This window comes from Sneathiella sedimenti (assembly GCF_017313765.1).
Taxonomy (GTDB): Bacteria; Pseudomonadota; Alphaproteobacteria; order Sneathiellales; family Sneathiellaceae; genus Sneathiella; species Sneathiella sedimenti.
In genome coordinates, this window is record NZ_JAFLNC010000002.1 from 335460 (window position 1) to 353446 (window position 17987).

The window sequence follows — 17987 nt, forward strand, 5'->3', positions numbered from 1 at the left end:
GCTAGCCATGCATGGTCAGGCCGCCGGAAACGGAAATTGTCTGGCCCGTGATAAAGCCGGCATCATCAGAAGCGAGGAAACAGACGATCCCCGGAAAGTCTGATGGGTCGGCCAGACGGCGCATGGGGATGGCTCGCTTCAAGCCTTCCGCAATTTTTGCTCCCGTGTCGCCAACGGCAACGGCGGCGAAAAGCGGTGTATCTGTTGGGCCGGGGCAAACCACATTCACCTGAACGCCCGCCCGCGCAAGCTCGCGGGCGACGGTCTTGCTGAAGGAGATGATCCCGCCCTTGCAGGCGGAATAGACCGCCTCTCCGGAGGATCCGACACGTCCCGCGTCCGAACTGATATTGATGATCCGGCCGCCGCCATTTTTCACCATGCCCGGCAGAACGGCATGGTGCATATGTAGTGGGCCATAGAGATTGATATCGATGACTTTTTTCCAGAAGTCGACGTCAGTTTCCAGGAAGGTTACCATCCGGTCCCAACCGGCATTATTCACCAGAATGTCGACCGGACCGCCTTTTTCAAACGCGGCAACGGCCGTATCGATTTGCGCGCGATCTGAAATATCGACCTTGTACGCGGTGGCCTTGCCCTTCGCGTCCTTGATCATTTGGATGGTTTCCTCGCCGCCGTCTAGGTCCAGATCGAAGATCGCGACGTCCGCCCCTTCCTCCGCGAAACGAAGGGCGATGCTGCGCCCAATTCCGCTGCCGCCTCCGGTTAAGATGACACGCTTTCCTGAAAGTCCTCGCATTATTCTAGTTCCCTATTTTCACATAAGTTTTTTGTTATTCTTGATTGCACTTAGCGTCATGGCGACATAACGTTATCGTACTGGCTGGCAGACTGTCCAGTGTTCTCACTAACGTGGTATATTCAATCGATGAACTTGAAGGTGGAGGGCGGAAATGGCAGGAAGCGTGGCGGCCGGAAAGCAAATGGCACGCGCACAACCATTCTTGCAACCGCGGCGCGACATTTTTGCGAAAAAGGCTATGCCCATACCACGCTCAAGGAGATCGCAGCTGACGCGGGATTAGAGGCCAGCAGCATTTACTATCATTTCTCCTCAAAAGAAGACTTGCTTGATGATGTGTTTGATCTCGGCTGTCGTCAGGTCATTGATGTGGTGTCTTCGGTGTATAATGAGCATGAAGCGCGCGGTGCGAATTTCCGTGAGACATTTGCGGCCATGGTATATGCCCATCTGGACCAGGTCTTAGGTGGCAGTGAATTCACTGCCGCCATCATGCGCAACTTTTCAATGTTGTCCGCAGAAGCGCAGGTTCGGCACCGGCGTGTTTTCGGGAGTTACGGAAATCTCTGGACGAAGGCGTTTTCTAACGCTCAGAAAAACCACGAAATCAGGTCGGACGTGAGTGTCATGACGCTTCAGCAATTGATTGTCGGGGCCCTTAACTGGACGACGGAATGGTTCGACCGGAAGCGGTTTTCGGTTCGGGCATTCGCCAATAATACGGTTATCTTGCTTCTTGACGGTATTCTTGACCAGCGCTCTAAATGGAACGGGCGCATGATGGATGGCATGTCGATTGAGCCTATGTCGCCAAAAGTGGCCGGGCGGTCAAAAGCAGCGCAGACCCGGCTGCTTATACTGCTCTCCACGACGCAGGCGCTTCGCAAGAAAGGGTATGATGGTGTTACCTTGCGGCATATTGCTGATGTGGCGGGAATTGAGGCCGGTAGCATCTATTACCATTTTTCGTCAAAAGAGGAGATCATTGATGATGTCCTGTCGCGTGGGTTGAACGAAATCGTCGAAGGCGTCACTTACATTCTTGAAAACGAAACAGCGTTTCCTGACTATGTGGGACGGATCGCTGCCGCCATTCGAACGCATATGCTGTATCTGTTTGTGCGCAATGATTTTGTCGCCATGAATATACGCATCTATGGTCAGTTGCCCCAAGATGTAAGGGAAAAACATCGACCGATCAGACAACAATACACCTCCAGCTGGAGCAGGACCTTGGCGCGGGCGCAGGAACTTGGGGAAGTCCGTAAGGATGTTGACGTTGTCCAGATGCGACAGCTCATGCTGGGAGCCTTGAATTGGAGCGCTAACTGGTTTCATCCAAATTGGGATGACGAGGAGGACAAATCCCTGGATGATCTAATCAGGAATGTTTCGACGATTTTCCTCGACGGTATTGCATCAGATGTACAGGAAAGAAATTCATGCGAAAGTTGAACAGGCACTAGAAACTCTTGTCCTAGTTTCGAAAATCATAGCCGTTTGGATAGCTGTATTTCCAGACAGTTGCAGGCGGCAGGTTCCGGAATACCATCGCAGTTCGTTCTCCCCTTACGCCGAATCTGTTCGCCAGGGAGGGTGATATTGGCGCCTTCGCCGAATAGGTATACTGGACTAGAATGCCCCGCTGATCGAGTGTTGAGAAAATCTGTTCGAGAATTCTAATCTTATCCACCTCCTTCACGTTGAGGAGTGGAAGGCTGGAAATAACAATATCGAAGCAAGCACTGGCTTGCGGCTTGAGCACGTCGGCAATCGACCGCGCATCTCCATTGATCACCCGGACATCCGGGAATTTCGCCGTGAGATAGGCCGCCAGCTTGTCATCGCGCTCCAGAAGACAAAGCTGTTCGCGTGACGCACCTTCAGCTAGCAGAGCATTGGTGATAGCTCCGGTTCCAGGGCCGATTTCCAGAATTCTCTTGCCGGTCGGGGCCGCAGCAGATGCCATTGCCCGGGCCAGCGACTGCCCGCTTGGCACGACAGCGCCTATTTGCCGGGGATTGCGCAGCAGGGCCAGAACAAAGGGTTGGTTCACGTAACCGGGCCCTCCTACTGACCTGGTTGTTGTAAGGTTTACTCGCTTTCTCAAAGACTGTTTTAGATTAGATCATAAAGCTCTAATTTGTGAAAGGGGGTGTTAACATCTGCCATTTGAAGATTTGTTACGATTTTTCGGGGATTTATGGACTTTCATGTCATAGTAAACCGAAAAATCAAGGGGGATTACGATGGATCTTGGTCTTAACGGCAAGCAGGCGATTGTTACTGGTGGCTCCAAAGGGATAGGAGGCGCAGTGGCGCGTGCCCTGGCCGCAGAAGGATGCGCAGTGCATCTGGTGGCGCGGAGCAAGGACGTGCTTGCCACAACCGCATCGGAGATCGCGCGTGAGAGCGGAGCCCAGGTCACTTATTCTGCCCTGGACCTGAGCGACAGTAAGAGCATCGAGGCATTGATGGCAGCAACATCGCTCCCCGACATACTTGTTAACAACGCAGGCGCCATTCCGGCAGGAGATATTCTCTCCATTGATGAGGCGCGCTGGCGAGAGGCCTGGGATCTGAAAGTTTTCGGCTATATTAACCTTTGCCGCGCCTATTATGGGGCGATGCGGAGCCGCGGGTCCGGCGTAATCATTAATGTGACGGGTCTTGCTGCCGATCGCTTTGATGCTGGTTATGTCGCTGGGACGACGGGCAATGCGGGGCTTAATGCCTTCAGCCGGGCCGTGGGCGGACGTAGCCTCAATGATGGCATTAGGGTCTTGGCAGTCAGCCCCGGCGCGGTTGCGACGGAAAGAATCGAAACATTGATGCGGACCCGCGCACAAAATGAATTTGGCGATTCCGACAGATGGCAAAGCTATCTCGGCAATCTTCCCGCTGGCCGTGCCGCAAAGACGGAGGAAGTCGCCGATGTGGTAACATTTCTTGCCTCAGATCGCGCCGCCTTTGTCAGCGGCACCGTTATCAATGTCGATGGCGGCCACGGCGGTAATTTGGGAATTATTTCCTGAAACCCTGTGCGTTCAGGCGGCAACTCCGTTTCTTAACAATTTTCCGGGTAGGGCGTCCATGTTTACTGTTGTTTCATTCTGTTCAATCAGCATTTCACCATTCACGATCACCGCACGAATGCCGCTCGCGGGGGAAATTAACCGATCGGCGCCTGTCGGCAGGTCATGAACACGCTCCAGCCCGCCGGCCGCAATGGTGTTAGGGTCAAAAATCACCACATCAGCCATTGCGCCTTCGGCGAGAAGGCCACGATCTTTAATCCCGAATAGCTCCGCCGGTTTCTGCGTGAGCATATGGATGGCCTGTTCAAGTTTGAGCGTCCCCTTGTCGCGGACCCAGTAACCCAGAAGGTGGGTTGAGTAGCAGGCATCGCACAGCTGGCTTGCATGTGCACCCGCATCGGAAAGTCCGAGAATGAGATTGTCATCCTGCAGAAGTTCGGCGACTTCCTCCTCGTCATAGTTGACGATGGGGAAGCGGAAGCGGGCGACGAAATCCGTTTCCAGCGAGAGATCAAGCGCAAAATCAATCGGGTCTTTGCCGAGGCTTACCGCAACTTCCCGAAGCGGCTTTTCCTCCCATTCAGGGTTGTCGGGCGCCATGGAAATAACACAGCGCTCTATCCAGCCCGCAACAGCATTGCGCGCGTCGATTGCCGTATCTTCCCGGAACGCGGCTCGGAAGGTGGGATCGCGATAGATCGCCTTGCGACCCTCGCTGTCGGCCTCCATGATTTGTTTGAAGAGGGGGCGCATCTCGAACGGGAAGGGTTCGTTAAATTCGAAATCAAAGTTGATCGGACGACAGGCGACCTGCGGATGGATTTTTACCCCTTTTGCTCGGAGCTGGCGTGTCGTCTCCTGATGGCGGCGATGTGACCCGGGGCCGGACATGCCGGACAAAAGGGCCGTCCAGGTAACCGGAATATCATGCTTTTGTGAGAGCAGCGCGAGTTGATCGTGGAACAGGGTCGGTCCGACAGTTGCCTGTACGATTTTTGCGCCGCCTAGCCGCGCAGCAGCAACCAGACTGTCCATCTCGATCATATCTGCGAGACGGCTTGGGACTGGTTTGCCGCCATAGCCATGATGTGTCGTTGCCTGGGAGGTGGAAAAGCCGATAGCGCCCGCTTCCATAGCCTCGCGCACAATGTCTGCCATGCTGGATACTTCCGTATCGTCAGCGGTGCGTTCAACCGCGTCGGTACCCATGACGTAAGTGCGGATCGGGGTATGCCCGGCAAGGACCGCCAGATTGATGGCGCTGCCCCGGGTTTCAATTGCGTCCATGTAATCGGCGAAGGTCTCGAACGGCCAGTCACCTCCGAGGCCGTCGGCGAGCGCGTCATAGGACATTCCCTCAACTTTTTCCAGGGTCCGCATGATGCTGGTGCGATGCTCGGGCCGGGTTGGTGCGACACCAAAGCCGCAGTTGCCAATTACCGCCGTGGTCACTCCATGCCAGGGCGAGATGGAGAGCATCCGGTCCCAGATGACCTGTGCATCGTAATGGGTGTGAATATCAACAAATCCGGGGGAGATCACCAGCCCGGTTGCATCGATTTCGCGGGTTGCTTCCCCGTCGACCTGGCCGACAGAGACAATCCGGCCATCCTTAATGCCGACATCGCCAATATAACCGGGTGATCCGGTGCCGTCGATGATGGTGCCGTTTGTTAATTTCAGATCGAGTGACATCATTTTTCTCCCTGTTGCGGCAGGGCATCTGCGTGCCCTTAACCGCTCATGTGTCGCGTATCCCGCGGCTTTCTTGATTATTATGTCGGTCGGGTAGTCAGCCAGGGCCAAAGATCATCGGCCTCTAGTTCTAGTATATGTCCGCCAATCCAGTCCGCCCAATAGCTGTCTGAGCCGAACTCATCACGCCACGACCAAAGACGCCGTGTCCGGAAATGCAGGTCATGCTCGTAGGTGAAGCCGATGGCACCGTGGATCTGATGGGCATGGGACGTCACAACACCCGCTGTTTCGCTAATCCGTGTTTTTGCGGCAGCGATTTCGAAGGTGCTGTCGATATCTCCTTCTTCCGCCAAGTCAGCCGCCTGAAACGCGCCGAGCGCCGCTGCACCGGCGGCGGCCGCATGTCCGGCCATCTCAGCCATATTCTGCTGGATGGCCTGAAACTTGCCGAGCGGGCGTCCGAACTGTACCCGGTCATTGGCATATTGGACGCTCGCCTCCAGTATCCATTCGATGGCGCCTGTCATTTGAGACGCACGCATCATGGCACCGAGCGCGAAGATAGAATGAACAGTCATTCCTGAGGGAAGGTTGCCACTCGCCAAGGACTTCGTCCCTTTGAATTCGAGGGTATCGCGCGGTTCTGCCGCGATATTCTGGTTTTCGGTGAGGGAATAATCCTCTGCCTTGACCAGTGCAATTCCCTCTTCGGTGACCACGGCAACATGATCCGCCTTGCGTCCCCATGGAACCCGAGTCGCCGTTCCGGTGACAACCCCATCCTTCAGATGGACGGTTTCATTTTCCCGGACAGGGGCAAAGACGGTGATTCCGTCGGGCGGTGTAATCCCTGCGCCTGCAAGAAGATAGTTTGCAATAATCTGCTCGACAATGGGGAGTGGTACCGCATGGCGTCCAACGGCGCGGGCGATAACTTCCGCGTCAGCGAACTGGCCGCTGACACCGCCCATATTTTCCGGCACCAGTACATGCAAGAGACCGTTTTCAGCGATCGCCTGCGACAGTTTTTCCGGAAAGACGGCCGCTTCCGCCTGTTCCTTTAAGTTTTTTGTGACCTGATCGGAGAACAGCTTCTCGACCGTATCGGCCATAATCTGACGAAGTTCATTCATCGTAAGCCGAGCCCCCTTGCAATAATACCCCGTAAAATTTCCCGGGTTCCCCCGCGCAGCGAGAAGGAAACCGCGGCCTGAGTGATATAGGCGCGCACCTGTTCAAAATCGGTTGCAGCGGTCATGCTGGCCTCTGTTCGGGCAAATCGATGGGCGATCTCCGGCATTTCCTGTTCGTAGATAGCGCCGAGGTCCTTGACGACCGACGCTTCCAACGCCGGGTTAGAATGACTTTCAAGTTTTCCGGCAACGGAAATCGACATCCGCCGCAAGGTCGCGAGATGCGCAATCAAGCGGCCGATTTGTTCCTGGGCCTTCTTGCTGGGGTCGAGTTTCGCCTCGCGGATCAACTCGATCAACAGCTGGATAGAGGACATATAGCGTTCCGGGCCGGACCTTTCGAAGGCAAGTTCCGCAGTTACCTGCTGCCAACCGTCACCCTCTGCACCAATACGGTCTTCCTCAGGTACGAAGAAGTCCTCGAACACCACCATGTTAAAATGCTTTTCGCCCGCAAGATTCTGGATCGGGTCGATGGTGAGCCCCTTGGTCTGTTTCAGGTTGATCAGAAACTGGCTCATGCCGGCATGACGGTTTTCCGACGGGGGGCTTGTCCGGACGAGGGCAATCATCCAGTCACAATGATGGGCGCCAGTAGTCCAGACCTTGGTGCCGTTGATAAGATATCCGCCGTCAACCTTGTCCGCCTTGGTGCGAATGGAGGCGAGGTCGGATCCGCTGTCAGGTTCACTCATGCCGATGCAGAAGAAGGATTCTCCCTTGATGATACCGGGCAGAATGCGATGGCATTGCTCTTCAGTCCCGAAGCGAAGGATAGTTGGGCCACTTTGGCGATCTGCAATCCAGTGGCTGCCAACAGGAGCGCCATATGCAAGGAGTTCTTCCAGCAGGGCATAGCGCTCAAAAAAGGAGCGTTCACCGCCGCCGTATTTTTTCGGCCATGTCAGCCCGATCCATCCTTTTTCACCCATTTTGCGGGAGAAATCAGGGTCAAGGCCGGCCCAGGACCTGGACCGCAACACGGCCGGGTAGTCGGCCAATTCTTTGTGCAGGAACTCGCGCACTTCCTGTCGCAGCTCTTCCGCTTCCGGCGGCAGGCTGTAAGGGTCGAAATTAAAATACTGCATAGGAAATCTTTATCCCTTATCGATAGCCTTCATTCACTTGGCTATTTTCTTATTCTTGTTCGGGCCATTGTGGCCATATTTGCTATTTGTGGCAATGGCTATTCTGCCAAGGCCAGTTCCGTGGATTGCATCTTTTTGGGTTTTTTCAATAGCAGCAACAGAGGGGCCGCCGCAAGCATCACCCACATCATCAGTGTAAAATTGTTGAGAAAGGCAATTGTGGATGCCTGTCGCGTCACCTCATTATCCAATGCAGAGACGCCAGACGCCATATGCCAGTTCCAGGCATTTGGTAGCCACGGGGCATTCATCGCGTCACGAAATGGGGTCATTTGATCGGCAATGGCCGCATGATTGATCTGAGTATTGCGGCTCAACATTGTAAACACGATTGAAATCCCGATGCTGCTGCCAATGTTGCGCATCAGGCTGAACATGGCGGTGCCCTCATTTCGAAAATGTGCCGCGAGCGTCGAGAAGGTGAGGGTACTCAAGGGGATAAAGATAAACCCAAGACCCACACCTTGAACTATTCCCGTCCAGACAAGGGTTGCAACGGATACATCTGTCGTGAAGGCAGACATTTCCCACAGGGAGAAGGCAGTCAGGCTGATCCCGAAAAAAATCAGCAGGCGATTATCGATCTTGCCGATCAGTCGGCCGACAAAAACCATCGCCAGCATGGTGCCTATGCCGCGCGGTGCCAGCACATAGCCTGTCACCAGAACGGGAAAGCCCATGAGATGCTGCAGAAATGGAGGTAGCAGCGCCATGGTGGCGAGCAGAATGATGCCGACCATGAAAATCAGGAGAAGGCCAACGCTAAAATTGCGATCCTTGAACAGGCCCGGCTCGATAAAAGGCATCTTCGCGGTGAACATATGCACGAGGAACATATAAAAGCAGAGCCCGGCGACGACGGCTTCGATAATGATCTCGGTCGAGGCGAACCAGTCCTGCGATTCTCCGCGATCAAGCATCATCTGAAGGGCGCCGATGGCGAGGCTTAATAAGGCGAACCCGAAATAGTCAAAGTTACGGGCGCGCTCTTTTGCCGTCTCGGGCACGAAGGCGAGGATGCCGAGTAGCGCAAGAATGCCAAAAGGCAGGTTAATGAAGAAAACCCAGCGCCAGTTATAGGTTTCAGTCAGAAAACCGCCGAGAGTAGGGCCCAGGATCGGCCCGACCATCACCCCCATGCCCCACATGGCCATGGCTGATCCGTGTTTTTCCGTTGGATAGGTATCCAGCAGGACAGCCTGTGACAACGGGACCAATCCTGCACCGAAGGCGCCCTGAAGCAACCGGTAGAGCACGATCTCATCCAGTGTCGTCGCCGTTCCGCATAACATCGATGTAATGGTAAAACCGGTCACCATGACAATGAACAGCCGCTTGCGACCCAGGCGGGACGCGAGAAAGCCCGTAGGTGGCGTCATGATTGCGGCGGCGACAATATAAGACGTGAGAACCCAGGAAATCTGGTCCTGTGTTGCGGACATGGCCCCCTGCATATGGGGCAGGGCAACATTGGCAATGGTCATGTCCAGCGCCTGCATAATTGTAGCCAGCATAATGGAGACAGTGATCAGGCCGCGTTCAAGGGGAGTGCTAGGGGTGGCGGCTGCACTCATTTACCGTCGGCCGCCTCATTGGCTCTGGCGGAGGCAGGTATCCCGCCCAGCCAACTGAGCGCTGTATGCACAATCTCCGGCATCGGCCTGCTTTGCTCGGTATCTATTTCAACTGTCGTACTCATCCCGGCACGGAGCTGCGGGTCATCGTCCTTCCGGATCACCTTTATCCGGACGGGGATTCGCTGTACCACCTTCACCCAGTTCCCCGTGGCATTCTGTGGCGGAATAACCGAGAATTCTGCCCCCGTTGCCTGGCTGAGGCTATCAACGGTTCCCTGCCATTCCCGGTCCGGGTAGGTATCCACATGGATGGTTACCTTCTGGCCCGGCATGACATGGGTAAGGTCGGTTTCCTTAAAGTTGGCCTCAATCCAGATATCCTTGTTGGCGATCAGGCTCATGACCGGGCTGCTGAAAGCGCCGTTGCCGATGACCTGCTGGCCGATTTGCGGTGTGTTGCTGGCGATCCCGTCAAACGGCGCGTGCACAGTGGCTCGCTCCAGATTGAGTGTCGCCCGTTCCTTTGCCGCCAGAGCCGCCAGATAAAGGGCATGTTTTTCAACCGGAATATCCGGATTGCCGCCCAGTTGTGCGCTGATCTCCGCCAGTTCCTGATTGATAACAAGAACCTCCTGTTTCGCGATATCAAGATCATGACGCGTCGAATCGAGCTTGCTGCGAGAGACGGCACTGCTGGCAATCAGTTTTGTTTGTCGGTCATGTTCTTTCTGGGCAAAGGCAATATTCGTGCGTGCCAGCGCAAGCTCGCCCAATTTCTGGCGGTACGTGGCCTTAAGGCTGGCGATTTTGTCCCTGGCATTAGAAAGCCCGGCCTCTGCCTCCGCGATGGCAATTCGATAGGGTCGATCATCAATCTGGAACAGGATATCGCCTTTCGTGACCCGCTGGTTCTCCTTGACGGGAACAGCGGAGACAAGTCCCGATACTTCGGCGGCGATCATCACTTTAACCGCCTTGACATAGGCATTCTCCGTATCGACAAACCGGCCACCGGTAAAATAGATATAGGCGCCGGCCAATAGTACGAGAATGGGACCCAGGAGGAGGAGGGAAGTCCGAATCCAGCGGTGCCGACGTACTGGTTTCCTTGGGGAGGTAGAGGTAACGCTCAAAATGGCCGGAGCCTCTGCTTGCTTCGGATCGGATGTAGCCGGATTGCCAGAGGTTTCAGACTCTTTTTGCGACATTTTCGTTTCTTTCGATTTCCTCGACATCGCCGTCACATAGGCGATCCTCGGCGGACAGCAGGCTTTGTTTGGTCTGCTGCAGGGCCCTGATCAATTGATCCCGCGCAACCTCGGAAAGATCGGCCATCGCATCCTCATGTGTTTTCGTGGCGAGTTCCCACATTTGGTCCAGCAGTGGCTGGGCATGGGGCGTCAGGTAAAGCCGGATTGCCCGCCTGTCGTCAGGATCCGGGCGCCGCGCAACAAGTCCCGCTTCTTCCAGTCGATCGATGAGGCGGGCCAGCGTAATTGCCTGGATTTCGAGTGAATCAGCCAGCGTCACTTGTTTGACCCCTTCCTGCCGCGCAAGGAAAGCCAATGCGCGCCACTGGCCTAATGAAAGGCCCAGCCCCTGCGCGCGTCGATTGAAGTTTCGCCGCATCAGGCGAGCCACATCAGTAACCAGAAAACCAAGGCTTTCTTCCGGGAGTTTCATACCGCCTCCTTTGCTAGGGTACTTATATAATAAGTAAAGTATAGTAAATATCAATAGGCGTTGAGCGCACAAAAATAGCCCGCCGGAAGAGTTTCTCCTGACGGGCTTTAATTTATTATAAATCAAATAGTTATGTGGATTACATGTCTGCCTAGTTAAGGCATCCGAGCAATCGTGCCTTTTGCCGGACAAGGGAGGCAACCGTATCGATGGTGGGCGTTTCATGGCCGGTAATAGCGCCGAGTTCCTGCACAGCCGTCACCAAGGCATCAATCTCCATCGGGCGCCGGCTTTCCATATCGACCAGCATGGAAGTCTTGTGCGGGCCAACTTTCGACGACCCTTCAATGCGCTTGTCGACATCGATGGGATAATTGACCCCGAGGGATTCACCGATGGCTTGCGCTTCCAGCATCATTTTTCGGGCGACAGCACGGGTGTCCGGATCTCCGGTTATCTTGTCCAGCGTTTCGCCGGTCAAAGCGGAGATGGGATTGAAACTGAGATTGCCCCAGAGCTTGACCCAGATATCGGAACGGATATCGGTACGGACTGGCGCCTTGAGTCCGGCCCCGATCAGCAGCTTGGACAGGGTGGTGACTCGTTCAGTCCGTTCCCCTGTCGGTTCTCCAACTGGGAAGCGATCGCCGGCCATTTGGGCAATAACGCCGGGTTCCGTGACTTCCGCCGCCTGATATATAACCGCGCCAATGGCCCGTTCCGGGCCGATCCCGTCCCAGATTTTACCGTCCGGATCGACAGCCTTGACCCGCTGGTTTTCATTGTCACCCTTGATCCCGTAGAAATACCACCAGGGAACGCCGTTTTGCGCGGTGACGACTGCGGTATCGGGCCCGAGCAGCGGTTGCAACTTGTCCACTATGCCACCGATTGAATGAGCTTTCAGCGCAATGATGACATAGTCCTGCGGGCCGAGGTCCGCAGGATCATCCGTTGCCGTTATATTTTCGATGGTGAAACTTTCGTCCGGCCCGTTGATAGTCAGCCCTTTTTCGCGAATGGCCGCCAAATGCGGGCCGCGCGCGATGAGGGAGACGTCCGCATCACCTTTCCGTGCAAGCAAGGCACCGACCAGTCCACCAATTGCGCCTGCGCCATAGATACAAATTTTCATTACGCTAATCCTAGTTTTTCGGCCAGGCCGATCCGTTGAAGTTTTCCTGTTGCGCCTTTCGGAATTTCATCCAGCAGCGTGATGCTGCGTGGCACCTTGAAGGCGGCAAGGCTTTTTGCGGCGAAGTCCCGGAGTTCTGCTTCCGTCGCCTGTTGTCCGTCCCGTAATACGATGGCTGCGGCAACTTCCTCCCCGAGCTTTTCATGAGGAAGCGCGAAGGTCACGACCTGTTCCACCGCCGGATGGTTCATCAATACTTCATCAACTTCGCGCGGGGAAATTTTTTCGCCCCCGCGATTGATGATCTCCTTCAACCGGCCGGTGAGGGAGAGATATCCGTCCGCGGACATGATGCCCTGATCGCCGGTCCGGAACCAGCCATTGGTAAAGGCTTCCGCGTTGGCCTTCGGATTATTTTCATAACCCGTTGTAACATTCTCTCCGCGAATAACGATCTCCCCGGTTTCGCCAGCTTTTAGGAGAAGGCCATCTTCCGACATAATGGCAACCTCTGGTCCTGATGCGATACCGACACTTCCGGGGATGCGCCGGGCAGGGGGCAGCGGGTTGGCCGCCATCTGGTGCGAGGCTTCTGTCATGCCATAGGCCTCGATCACCGGGCAGTGCCACATTTCCTCCAGGGCCGCCATCACCTGCGGCGGCAGCGAGGCCGAGGAAGAGCGGATAAAGCGAAGCTTGGCAGCCTTGACGATTGCTTCATTGCGGGCCCCGCGCGCTAAGATAGCCTGATGCATGGTTGGAACCGCCGTGTACCAGCTCGGCTTTTCCTCATCAATCCATCCAAAAACCTTCAACGCGTTGAACCCCGGCGTACAGGTCACGCTTGCGCCGGCTTTCAGGGAGGAAAGTACCGCCGCAATGAGCCCGTGAATATGAAATAGCGGCATGATGTTGAGGCATTTATCCGTTGGCGTAAGGGCCAGCGAGTGGGCAATGTTCCGCGCAGATGCAGTAACATTCCGGTGGCTGAGCGGCACGATTTTGGGCCGCGACGTCGTGCCGGAAGTATGCAGGATGAGCGCAATATCTTCGGCCTCCGCTTTACCCGGCGAGCCAGCGTCCCCAACCGGGGCTCCTACCAGCTCAATAAGACCTGCGGGAGCATTTTCCGGCACAGTGAGCTCAATCAGGCTCACCCCGAGCTTTTTGGCGACATCAACCGCCGGGCTTTTGCTGCCTTTTTCGACGATCAGGGCCTTGGCTTTCAAATCTTCAAGGTAGAATTCAAACTCCTCGGCCTTGTAGTCGGGATTTAGCGGGGCCGTGGTCGCGGCGCAGGCGACCGTCACAAAGGCGCTGGCCATTTCCGGACCGTTTGGCAGGACAATCGCAACGCGATCACCGCGACCGATCCCAAGACTATTCAGTGTTTCTATAACATTGGCGCTCAGCTCCCGAAGGGCGGCATAGCTAAGCGCGTTTCGCTCGGGCGCACCGATGGCGGCGTCTTCGCCAGCACCGGCATTGATAAGATCGAGCATCGTCGTCGCATCTGTCATCCGTCTTCTTCTTTCCGGGTTAACCAGCTTTGGTTTCCGCGTCTATTGCTGGCAGTCTCTCCCTAAGTTCATTTTTGGCAATCTTCTCGAGAGTTGATCGCGGAAATTCATCAAGAACAATAACATCGCGGACAACCTTGAAGTCGGCAAGGTTCTTCTTGCAGGCACCGATAATTGCGTCCTTCAGATCGTCCGGCGCTCCCGGTTTCGGAATGACAAAGACAACCGGGACTTCGTCCAGCATGTAATGCTTTTGCCCGACAACCGCGCATTCTGCGATCCAGCCGGTTTCCATGACCACGGTTTCGATTTCCGATGCGGCAACATTCTCGGCACCGATCTTCAGCATGTCTTTCTCGCGATCCCCGAAAAACAGGTCGCCATTTTCATCCATGCGGACATAGTCGCCTGTTTCGAACCAGCCATCCGCATCGTAGGACTTCGCATTGGCGTCAGGATTACGGAAATATTCCTTGAACATGCTGACACCACGCACCCCGCGGATATAGAGCAAGCCCCGTTCGCCCGGCTTGACATGACGGCCCTCGGGATCGCGAATATCAATATTAAATCCGGGCGAGACACGTCCGATACCCACGGCAGGCCCTGCATGATCCATGTCACTGACGATGCCTTGCGTAATGGTCTCCGTCATGCCCCACCAGCCCAGGGTCTTTATCCCGTAGGTCTCTTCGACCTGTGGAATGCGGATGCCGGCTCCCCAGAACCGGAAATTATGGTCCGATGGCGGATCCTTTGCGAGCAGGGCACTCACACAAAAACGGATGATCGAGGCCCAGGTGCATTTGTTGCGCCGGGCCACATCCCAGAACCGGGAGGCCGAGAATTTCGGTTGAATAACGATGGTGCCGCCGATCCACAGGGTGCTCAGCATCGAGTAGGACTGGGCGTTCGTATGGAAGAGGGGGAGGAAAGCCATGCAGATATCCTCATGACGAAGCCGCATATGCGCGACATTCATCTGTGCCCCCCAAATCGCGTTGGCATGGGTCCAAAGGACGGCTTTCGGTCTTGACGTGGTGCCGGAGGTGAATTGCACACCGAGATCAGCAAACGGGTCCGCGGCACGGGCCGGGCAGGGGGCTGTCTCGGCGAGCAGGTCGGTGTAAGGAATATGGGGAATATCTGCGGGAACATCCGCGGGCGCGCCGGAATCGTTGTCGGTAACCGCCAGAAATTTGATGCCGGGCGCGGACTCATGCACGAGAGCGGCGAAGGAGGGCTGAGTAATTGCCGCGACTATCTCGGCGTGATCGGCGAAATAGGTCATGTCCCTGGCCACAGATCGGGTGTTGGTGGACACAGCTACCGCGCCAACGCGGGCACAGGCGAACCAGGAAATCAAAAATTCCGGGCTGTTGTCCAAGTGCAGCATGACCTTATCGCCAAATGCGACGCCATTTTTATGCAAAGCCGCGGCCACGCGTTCCACCTGCGCGCCAAATTCGCCGTAGGTGAAGGTTTGAGAATTTCCGTCAAATGGCTCCCAGATGATAAACGGCTTTTCCGGGCAGCGTTCGACCCATTGGCGCAACAACCAGGGAATATCACGACCTTCGATCATGGATTTATGGGATTGCGCGATGGTATCTATTAGCCTCATTACTCACCTGTCTTTTTTTATTTTCAAAATCATAAAAAGGAAACGCGACGAACGCCAGCGTCTCGTATCCGTTCGTCACCTTTTCCGCATTATGAAATGATCCAAACAGGCGCTTTCCTCGTATCAAGGGAAATATCTTGCGAAAAGGGGGCGTCGTGTGACCGGATATAAGTACTTCAGACATCTTTATTCAGGCTCCATTGGGTTGCAGGTTCTTTTTCTATTCTCAATGGCTGTTCTCACCAAGGACGTAGTGGCTTCACCAGAGGTGGCGGGAGACCCGCTTGGACTTTACGGACAAAGTCATGAATTCTCTGTACTCCGTGACGGTATCCCGGTCGGCCGGCACCTGTTGCTTTTTGAGCGCGAAGGTGACGCAGTTCGTGTGCAGAATGTTTTCAATATCGAGGTCAGTTTCCTTGGCATCTCGCTTTACCGGTTCGACTACCGGAGCAGGGCCCTTTGGGCGGCGGACGGGCTGCAGGCCATTGACATCACGATTAATGACGATGGCACCAACTCGGAGATAAGCGGGCGGCGTGAGACTACTGCCTTCAGGATAAGCGGCGAGAACATGGCAACCGTGGAAGGCACCGAAATCTACCCGACCAACCACTGGAACAGCGGTGCCCTGAGTCAGTCCCGGCTGTTCAATACCCTGACGGGGAAAATGAACAATGTCACCATTATCAATGCGGGAGAGGAGACCGTTGCTGTGCGCGGTGGCACCGTCCGTGCGACCCGCTATGTCTATGACGGGGAACTGAAGCTGGATTCCTGGTACGACAGGCGGGGACGCTGGGTCAAAATGGCTTTCAAGGCAAAGGATAATTCGGATATGGTCTATTTTTGCGAAACCTGTCCTGTGGAGGTCGGATCAAGCGAATGACAAACGACGCTATATGGATTGTCGGTGGGAGCAGCGGGATCGGCCGGGAAGTCGCCCTGCAATATGTGGACAAAGGCGTGAAAGTGATCATCAGCGCCCGCAGCGAGGAAAAGCTCGCAGAAATTGTCGCGCTCAACCCCGATATGATCGAATCATTGCCACTTGATGTCACTGATGAGTCCTCCGTCAAGCTGGCGACCTATAAGCTCTATGCCAATGGAAACGGACCCAGGACCGTTATTCTGAACGCCGGAACCTACGCGCCAATGTCCTTCGATCATTTCTCCGCTGAAAAAGCGATGCGGGTAATGGAAGTGAATTATTTTGGCGTAGTTCGGGTGATAGAGCGTATCCTGCCGCACTTAATTGTCGGTCAGGCGGGCAAAATCGTTGTCGTTGCATCCGTAGCCGGATATCAGGGACTACCGCTTTCGCTTGCCTACGGACCCTCCAAGGCGGCGCTGATTAATCTCTGTGAAGGTTTGCGGGTGGAACTGATGGGGAAGGGTGTGACGGTTCAGCTCGTGAGTCCGGGTTTCGTCAAGACACCGCTCACTGCAGGAAATAAATTCCCGATGCCCTTCCTGATGGAGGTGAAGGACGCGGCGGCCCGCATGATCCGCGGTATAGAGGGTGACGCATTTGAAGTCACCTTTCCGCGACGCTTCGCCTTTATCCTGAAATTCATCCGGATGCTCCCATACGCGATTTCCCTGCCGCTTATCCGGAAAGGAACAGGTGGATGACTGCCGCGAACACCAATCAAGCTGTACTTGACGCCTATATCCGTTATTTCGAGACCTTGAAGCCGGATACTGTCGATGATCTGGATAAATTGGCTTGCGAAGAGTTATATTTTGAAGATCCCTTTAACCAACTCGCCAACCGACGAGACGTGAAACGCCTGTTCCGTCAGATGTTTGTAGATATGGACGATCCTGCCTTCAAGATCAGCGCCAGTTTCTGGAGTGAAAATGGACAATCGGCTATTTTGAAATGGCGGTTTGCCGGAAACGCGCAGAAGATCGGCAGGCTCGACTTTGTAGGGGTATCGGAGATTCACTTTGACGAAAACGGCTTGATTGACAGCCATGTAGATTACTGGGATGCCGCGTCACGTTTCTATGAAAAGATTCCACTGATCGGTGCAGTCCTGCGGGTAGTCAGGAGGAAGCTTCGTCTTTCATGAAGAAGAGGGTTACCGTGCCAATGGTGAAGCCCCAACGCGTAACTGTCGCGCGATTGATGATTACGTCGCCAGGCTGGCGGAACAACCAGTCATCAAATGCCACTCGCCAGACGCTCTCACCTACCTTTAGATCCATGTCATAGCGCCAGTTGAGCGCATTTCCATAGCGAACGCCCTTTGCGGTGCCAACAACGTCGCCTGCCGTGCCTGAGTAGTGATGCTCTTTCTCTCGCTGGATGGTCCAGACACGCCTGTCAGTTTCGCCGTCCCGATAGACGAAATACTCATCCAGCGTCAGGGTCTCGCCCTCAACGGTGCCATTAATGGTTACTTCAAACTGGCGGCGGAGATTGCCGAAGCGGTCCTCGAAGATGCCCCAGGCCTTGGTCTCACCCTCAAAATAGTCGAAAAGCTCGAGAGGTGGGGTCGTTTCCGCAAATTGTTCCGCCTTCATCCCGCCGCATCCTGCTAAAATTACCAAGGTGATTGTTACCACTGCGCTTCTGATCATGCTGCCCTCTCCGGGT

At 55.1% G+C, this 17987-nt stretch carries 17 protein-coding genes; 5 read left to right on the top strand and 12 right to left on the bottom strand.

Annotated features, from left to right (window positions below; translation table 11 throughout):
• Position 1: 1 nt before the first annotated feature.
• Entirely contained in the window at positions 2-763 is a 762-nt protein-coding gene (locus J0X12_RS06720; RefSeq protein WP_207043495.1) for a glucose 1-dehydrogenase, read from the bottom strand.
• A gap of 129 nt (positions 764-892) precedes the next feature.
• Here J0X12_RS06720 and J0X12_RS06725 point away from each other — a divergent pair, with 129 nt between their 5' ends.
• A complete protein-coding gene (locus J0X12_RS06725) occupies positions 893-2221 on the top strand; it encodes a TetR/AcrR family transcriptional regulator (RefSeq protein WP_207043496.1) in 1329 nt (442 codons plus the stop codon).
• A 22-nt stretch (positions 2222-2243) separates the two neighbouring features.
• On the opposite strand, the gene J0X12_RS06730 is transcribed toward J0X12_RS06725, so the two are convergent.
• Positions 2244-2822: a methyltransferase domain-containing protein gene (locus tag J0X12_RS06730; protein ID WP_207043498.1), complete on the bottom strand. Its 579-nt coding sequence runs from the start codon at positions 2820-2822 to the stop codon at positions 2244-2246.
• 193 nt (positions 2823-3015) lie between these two features.
• Between J0X12_RS06730 and J0X12_RS06735 the strand changes: the two genes are divergently transcribed.
• Positions 3016-3801, top strand: a complete 786-nt coding sequence (locus J0X12_RS06735) for a short-chain dehydrogenase/reductase (RefSeq protein WP_207043500.1) — start codon at positions 3016-3018, stop codon at positions 3799-3801.
• Positions 3802-3813: 12 nt separating this feature from the next.
• Here the strand turns inward: J0X12_RS06735 and J0X12_RS06740 are convergent, their stop codons facing one another.
• From J0X12_RS06740 to J0X12_RS06780, 9 genes are all read right to left on the bottom strand, one after another.
• The gene (locus J0X12_RS06740) at positions 3814-5502 is read right to left on the bottom strand and encodes an N-acyl-D-amino-acid deacylase family protein (protein ID WP_207043502.1); all 1689 of its coding nucleotides are present in this window, start codon (positions 5500-5502) and stop codon (positions 3814-3816) included.
• Positions 5503-5579: 77 nt separating this feature from the next.
• Positions 5580-6635 carry an acyl-CoA dehydrogenase family protein gene (locus tag J0X12_RS06745; protein ID WP_207043504.1) on the bottom strand — a complete coding sequence of 352 codons (1056 nt, stop codon included), beginning with the start codon at positions 6633-6635 and terminating at the stop codon, positions 5580-5582.
• Complete coding sequence (locus tag J0X12_RS06750; protein WP_207043506.1) at positions 6632-7783, bottom strand: acyl-CoA dehydrogenase family protein; 1152 nt, start codon at positions 7781-7783, stop codon at positions 6632-6634. Before J0X12_RS06750 ends, J0X12_RS06745 begins: the two co-directional genes overlap by 4 nt.
• Before the next feature lie 98 nt (positions 7784-7881).
• Positions 7882-9417 (bottom strand): DHA2 family efflux MFS transporter permease subunit, encoded by a 1536-nt coding sequence (locus J0X12_RS06755; RefSeq protein WP_207043508.1) that lies wholly within the window; start codon positions 9415-9417, stop codon positions 7882-7884.
• Positions 9414-10628, bottom strand: coding sequence for an HlyD family secretion protein (locus tag J0X12_RS06760; protein WP_207043510.1), 1215 nt, complete (start codon positions 10626-10628; stop codon positions 9414-9416). Before J0X12_RS06760 ends, J0X12_RS06755 begins: the two co-directional genes overlap by 4 nt.
• Positions 10609-11103, bottom strand: coding sequence for a MarR family winged helix-turn-helix transcriptional regulator (locus J0X12_RS06765; protein WP_207043512.1), 495 nt, complete (start codon positions 11101-11103; stop codon positions 10609-10611). Before J0X12_RS06765 ends, J0X12_RS06760 begins: the two co-directional genes overlap by 20 nt.
• 151 nt (positions 11104-11254) lie before the next feature.
• A complete protein-coding gene (locus tag J0X12_RS06770) occupies positions 11255-12238 on the bottom strand; it encodes a 2-dehydropantoate 2-reductase (RefSeq protein WP_207043514.1) in 984 nt (327 codons plus the stop codon).
• Complete coding sequence (locus J0X12_RS06775) at positions 12238-13758, bottom strand: acyl--CoA ligase (protein ID WP_207043516.1); 1521 nt, start codon at positions 13756-13758, stop codon at positions 12238-12240. The genes J0X12_RS06770 and J0X12_RS06775 overlap by 1 nt, the downstream gene beginning before the upstream one ends.
• Positions 13759-13777: 19 nt before the next feature.
• Positions 13778-15382, bottom strand: coding sequence for an AMP-binding protein (locus J0X12_RS06780; RefSeq protein ID WP_207043518.1), 1605 nt, complete (start codon positions 15380-15382; stop codon positions 13778-13780).
• Between the two features lie 157 nt (positions 15383-15539).
• Between J0X12_RS06780 and J0X12_RS06785 the strand changes: the two genes are divergently transcribed.
• Genes J0X12_RS06785 through J0X12_RS06795 form a run of 3 tightly spaced genes read left to right on the top strand, consistent with a single transcriptional unit; the run spans position 15540 to position 17460 of the window.
• Positions 15540-16271 carry a DUF6134 family protein gene (locus J0X12_RS06785; protein ID WP_207043520.1) on the top strand — a complete coding sequence of 244 codons (732 nt, stop codon included), beginning with the start codon at positions 15540-15542 and terminating at the stop codon, positions 16269-16271.
• Positions 16268-17017, top strand: a complete 750-nt coding sequence (locus J0X12_RS06790) for an SDR family NAD(P)-dependent oxidoreductase (RefSeq protein WP_207043522.1) — start codon at positions 16268-16270, stop codon at positions 17015-17017. The genes J0X12_RS06785 and J0X12_RS06790 overlap by 4 nt, the downstream gene beginning before the upstream one ends.
• Positions 17014-17460, top strand: a complete 447-nt coding sequence (locus tag J0X12_RS06795) for a nuclear transport factor 2 family protein (protein ID WP_207043524.1) — start codon at positions 17014-17016, stop codon at positions 17458-17460. Before J0X12_RS06790 ends, J0X12_RS06795 begins: the two co-directional genes overlap by 4 nt.
• Here J0X12_RS06795 and J0X12_RS06800 read toward each other — a convergent pair.
• Positions 17435-17971, bottom strand: a complete 537-nt coding sequence (locus J0X12_RS06800; RefSeq protein WP_207043526.1) for a DUF3833 domain-containing protein — start codon at positions 17969-17971, stop codon at positions 17435-17437. The two genes, J0X12_RS06795 and J0X12_RS06800, sit on opposite strands and share 26 nt — an antisense overlap.
• Between the last annotated feature and the right edge of the window lie 16 nt (positions 17972-17987).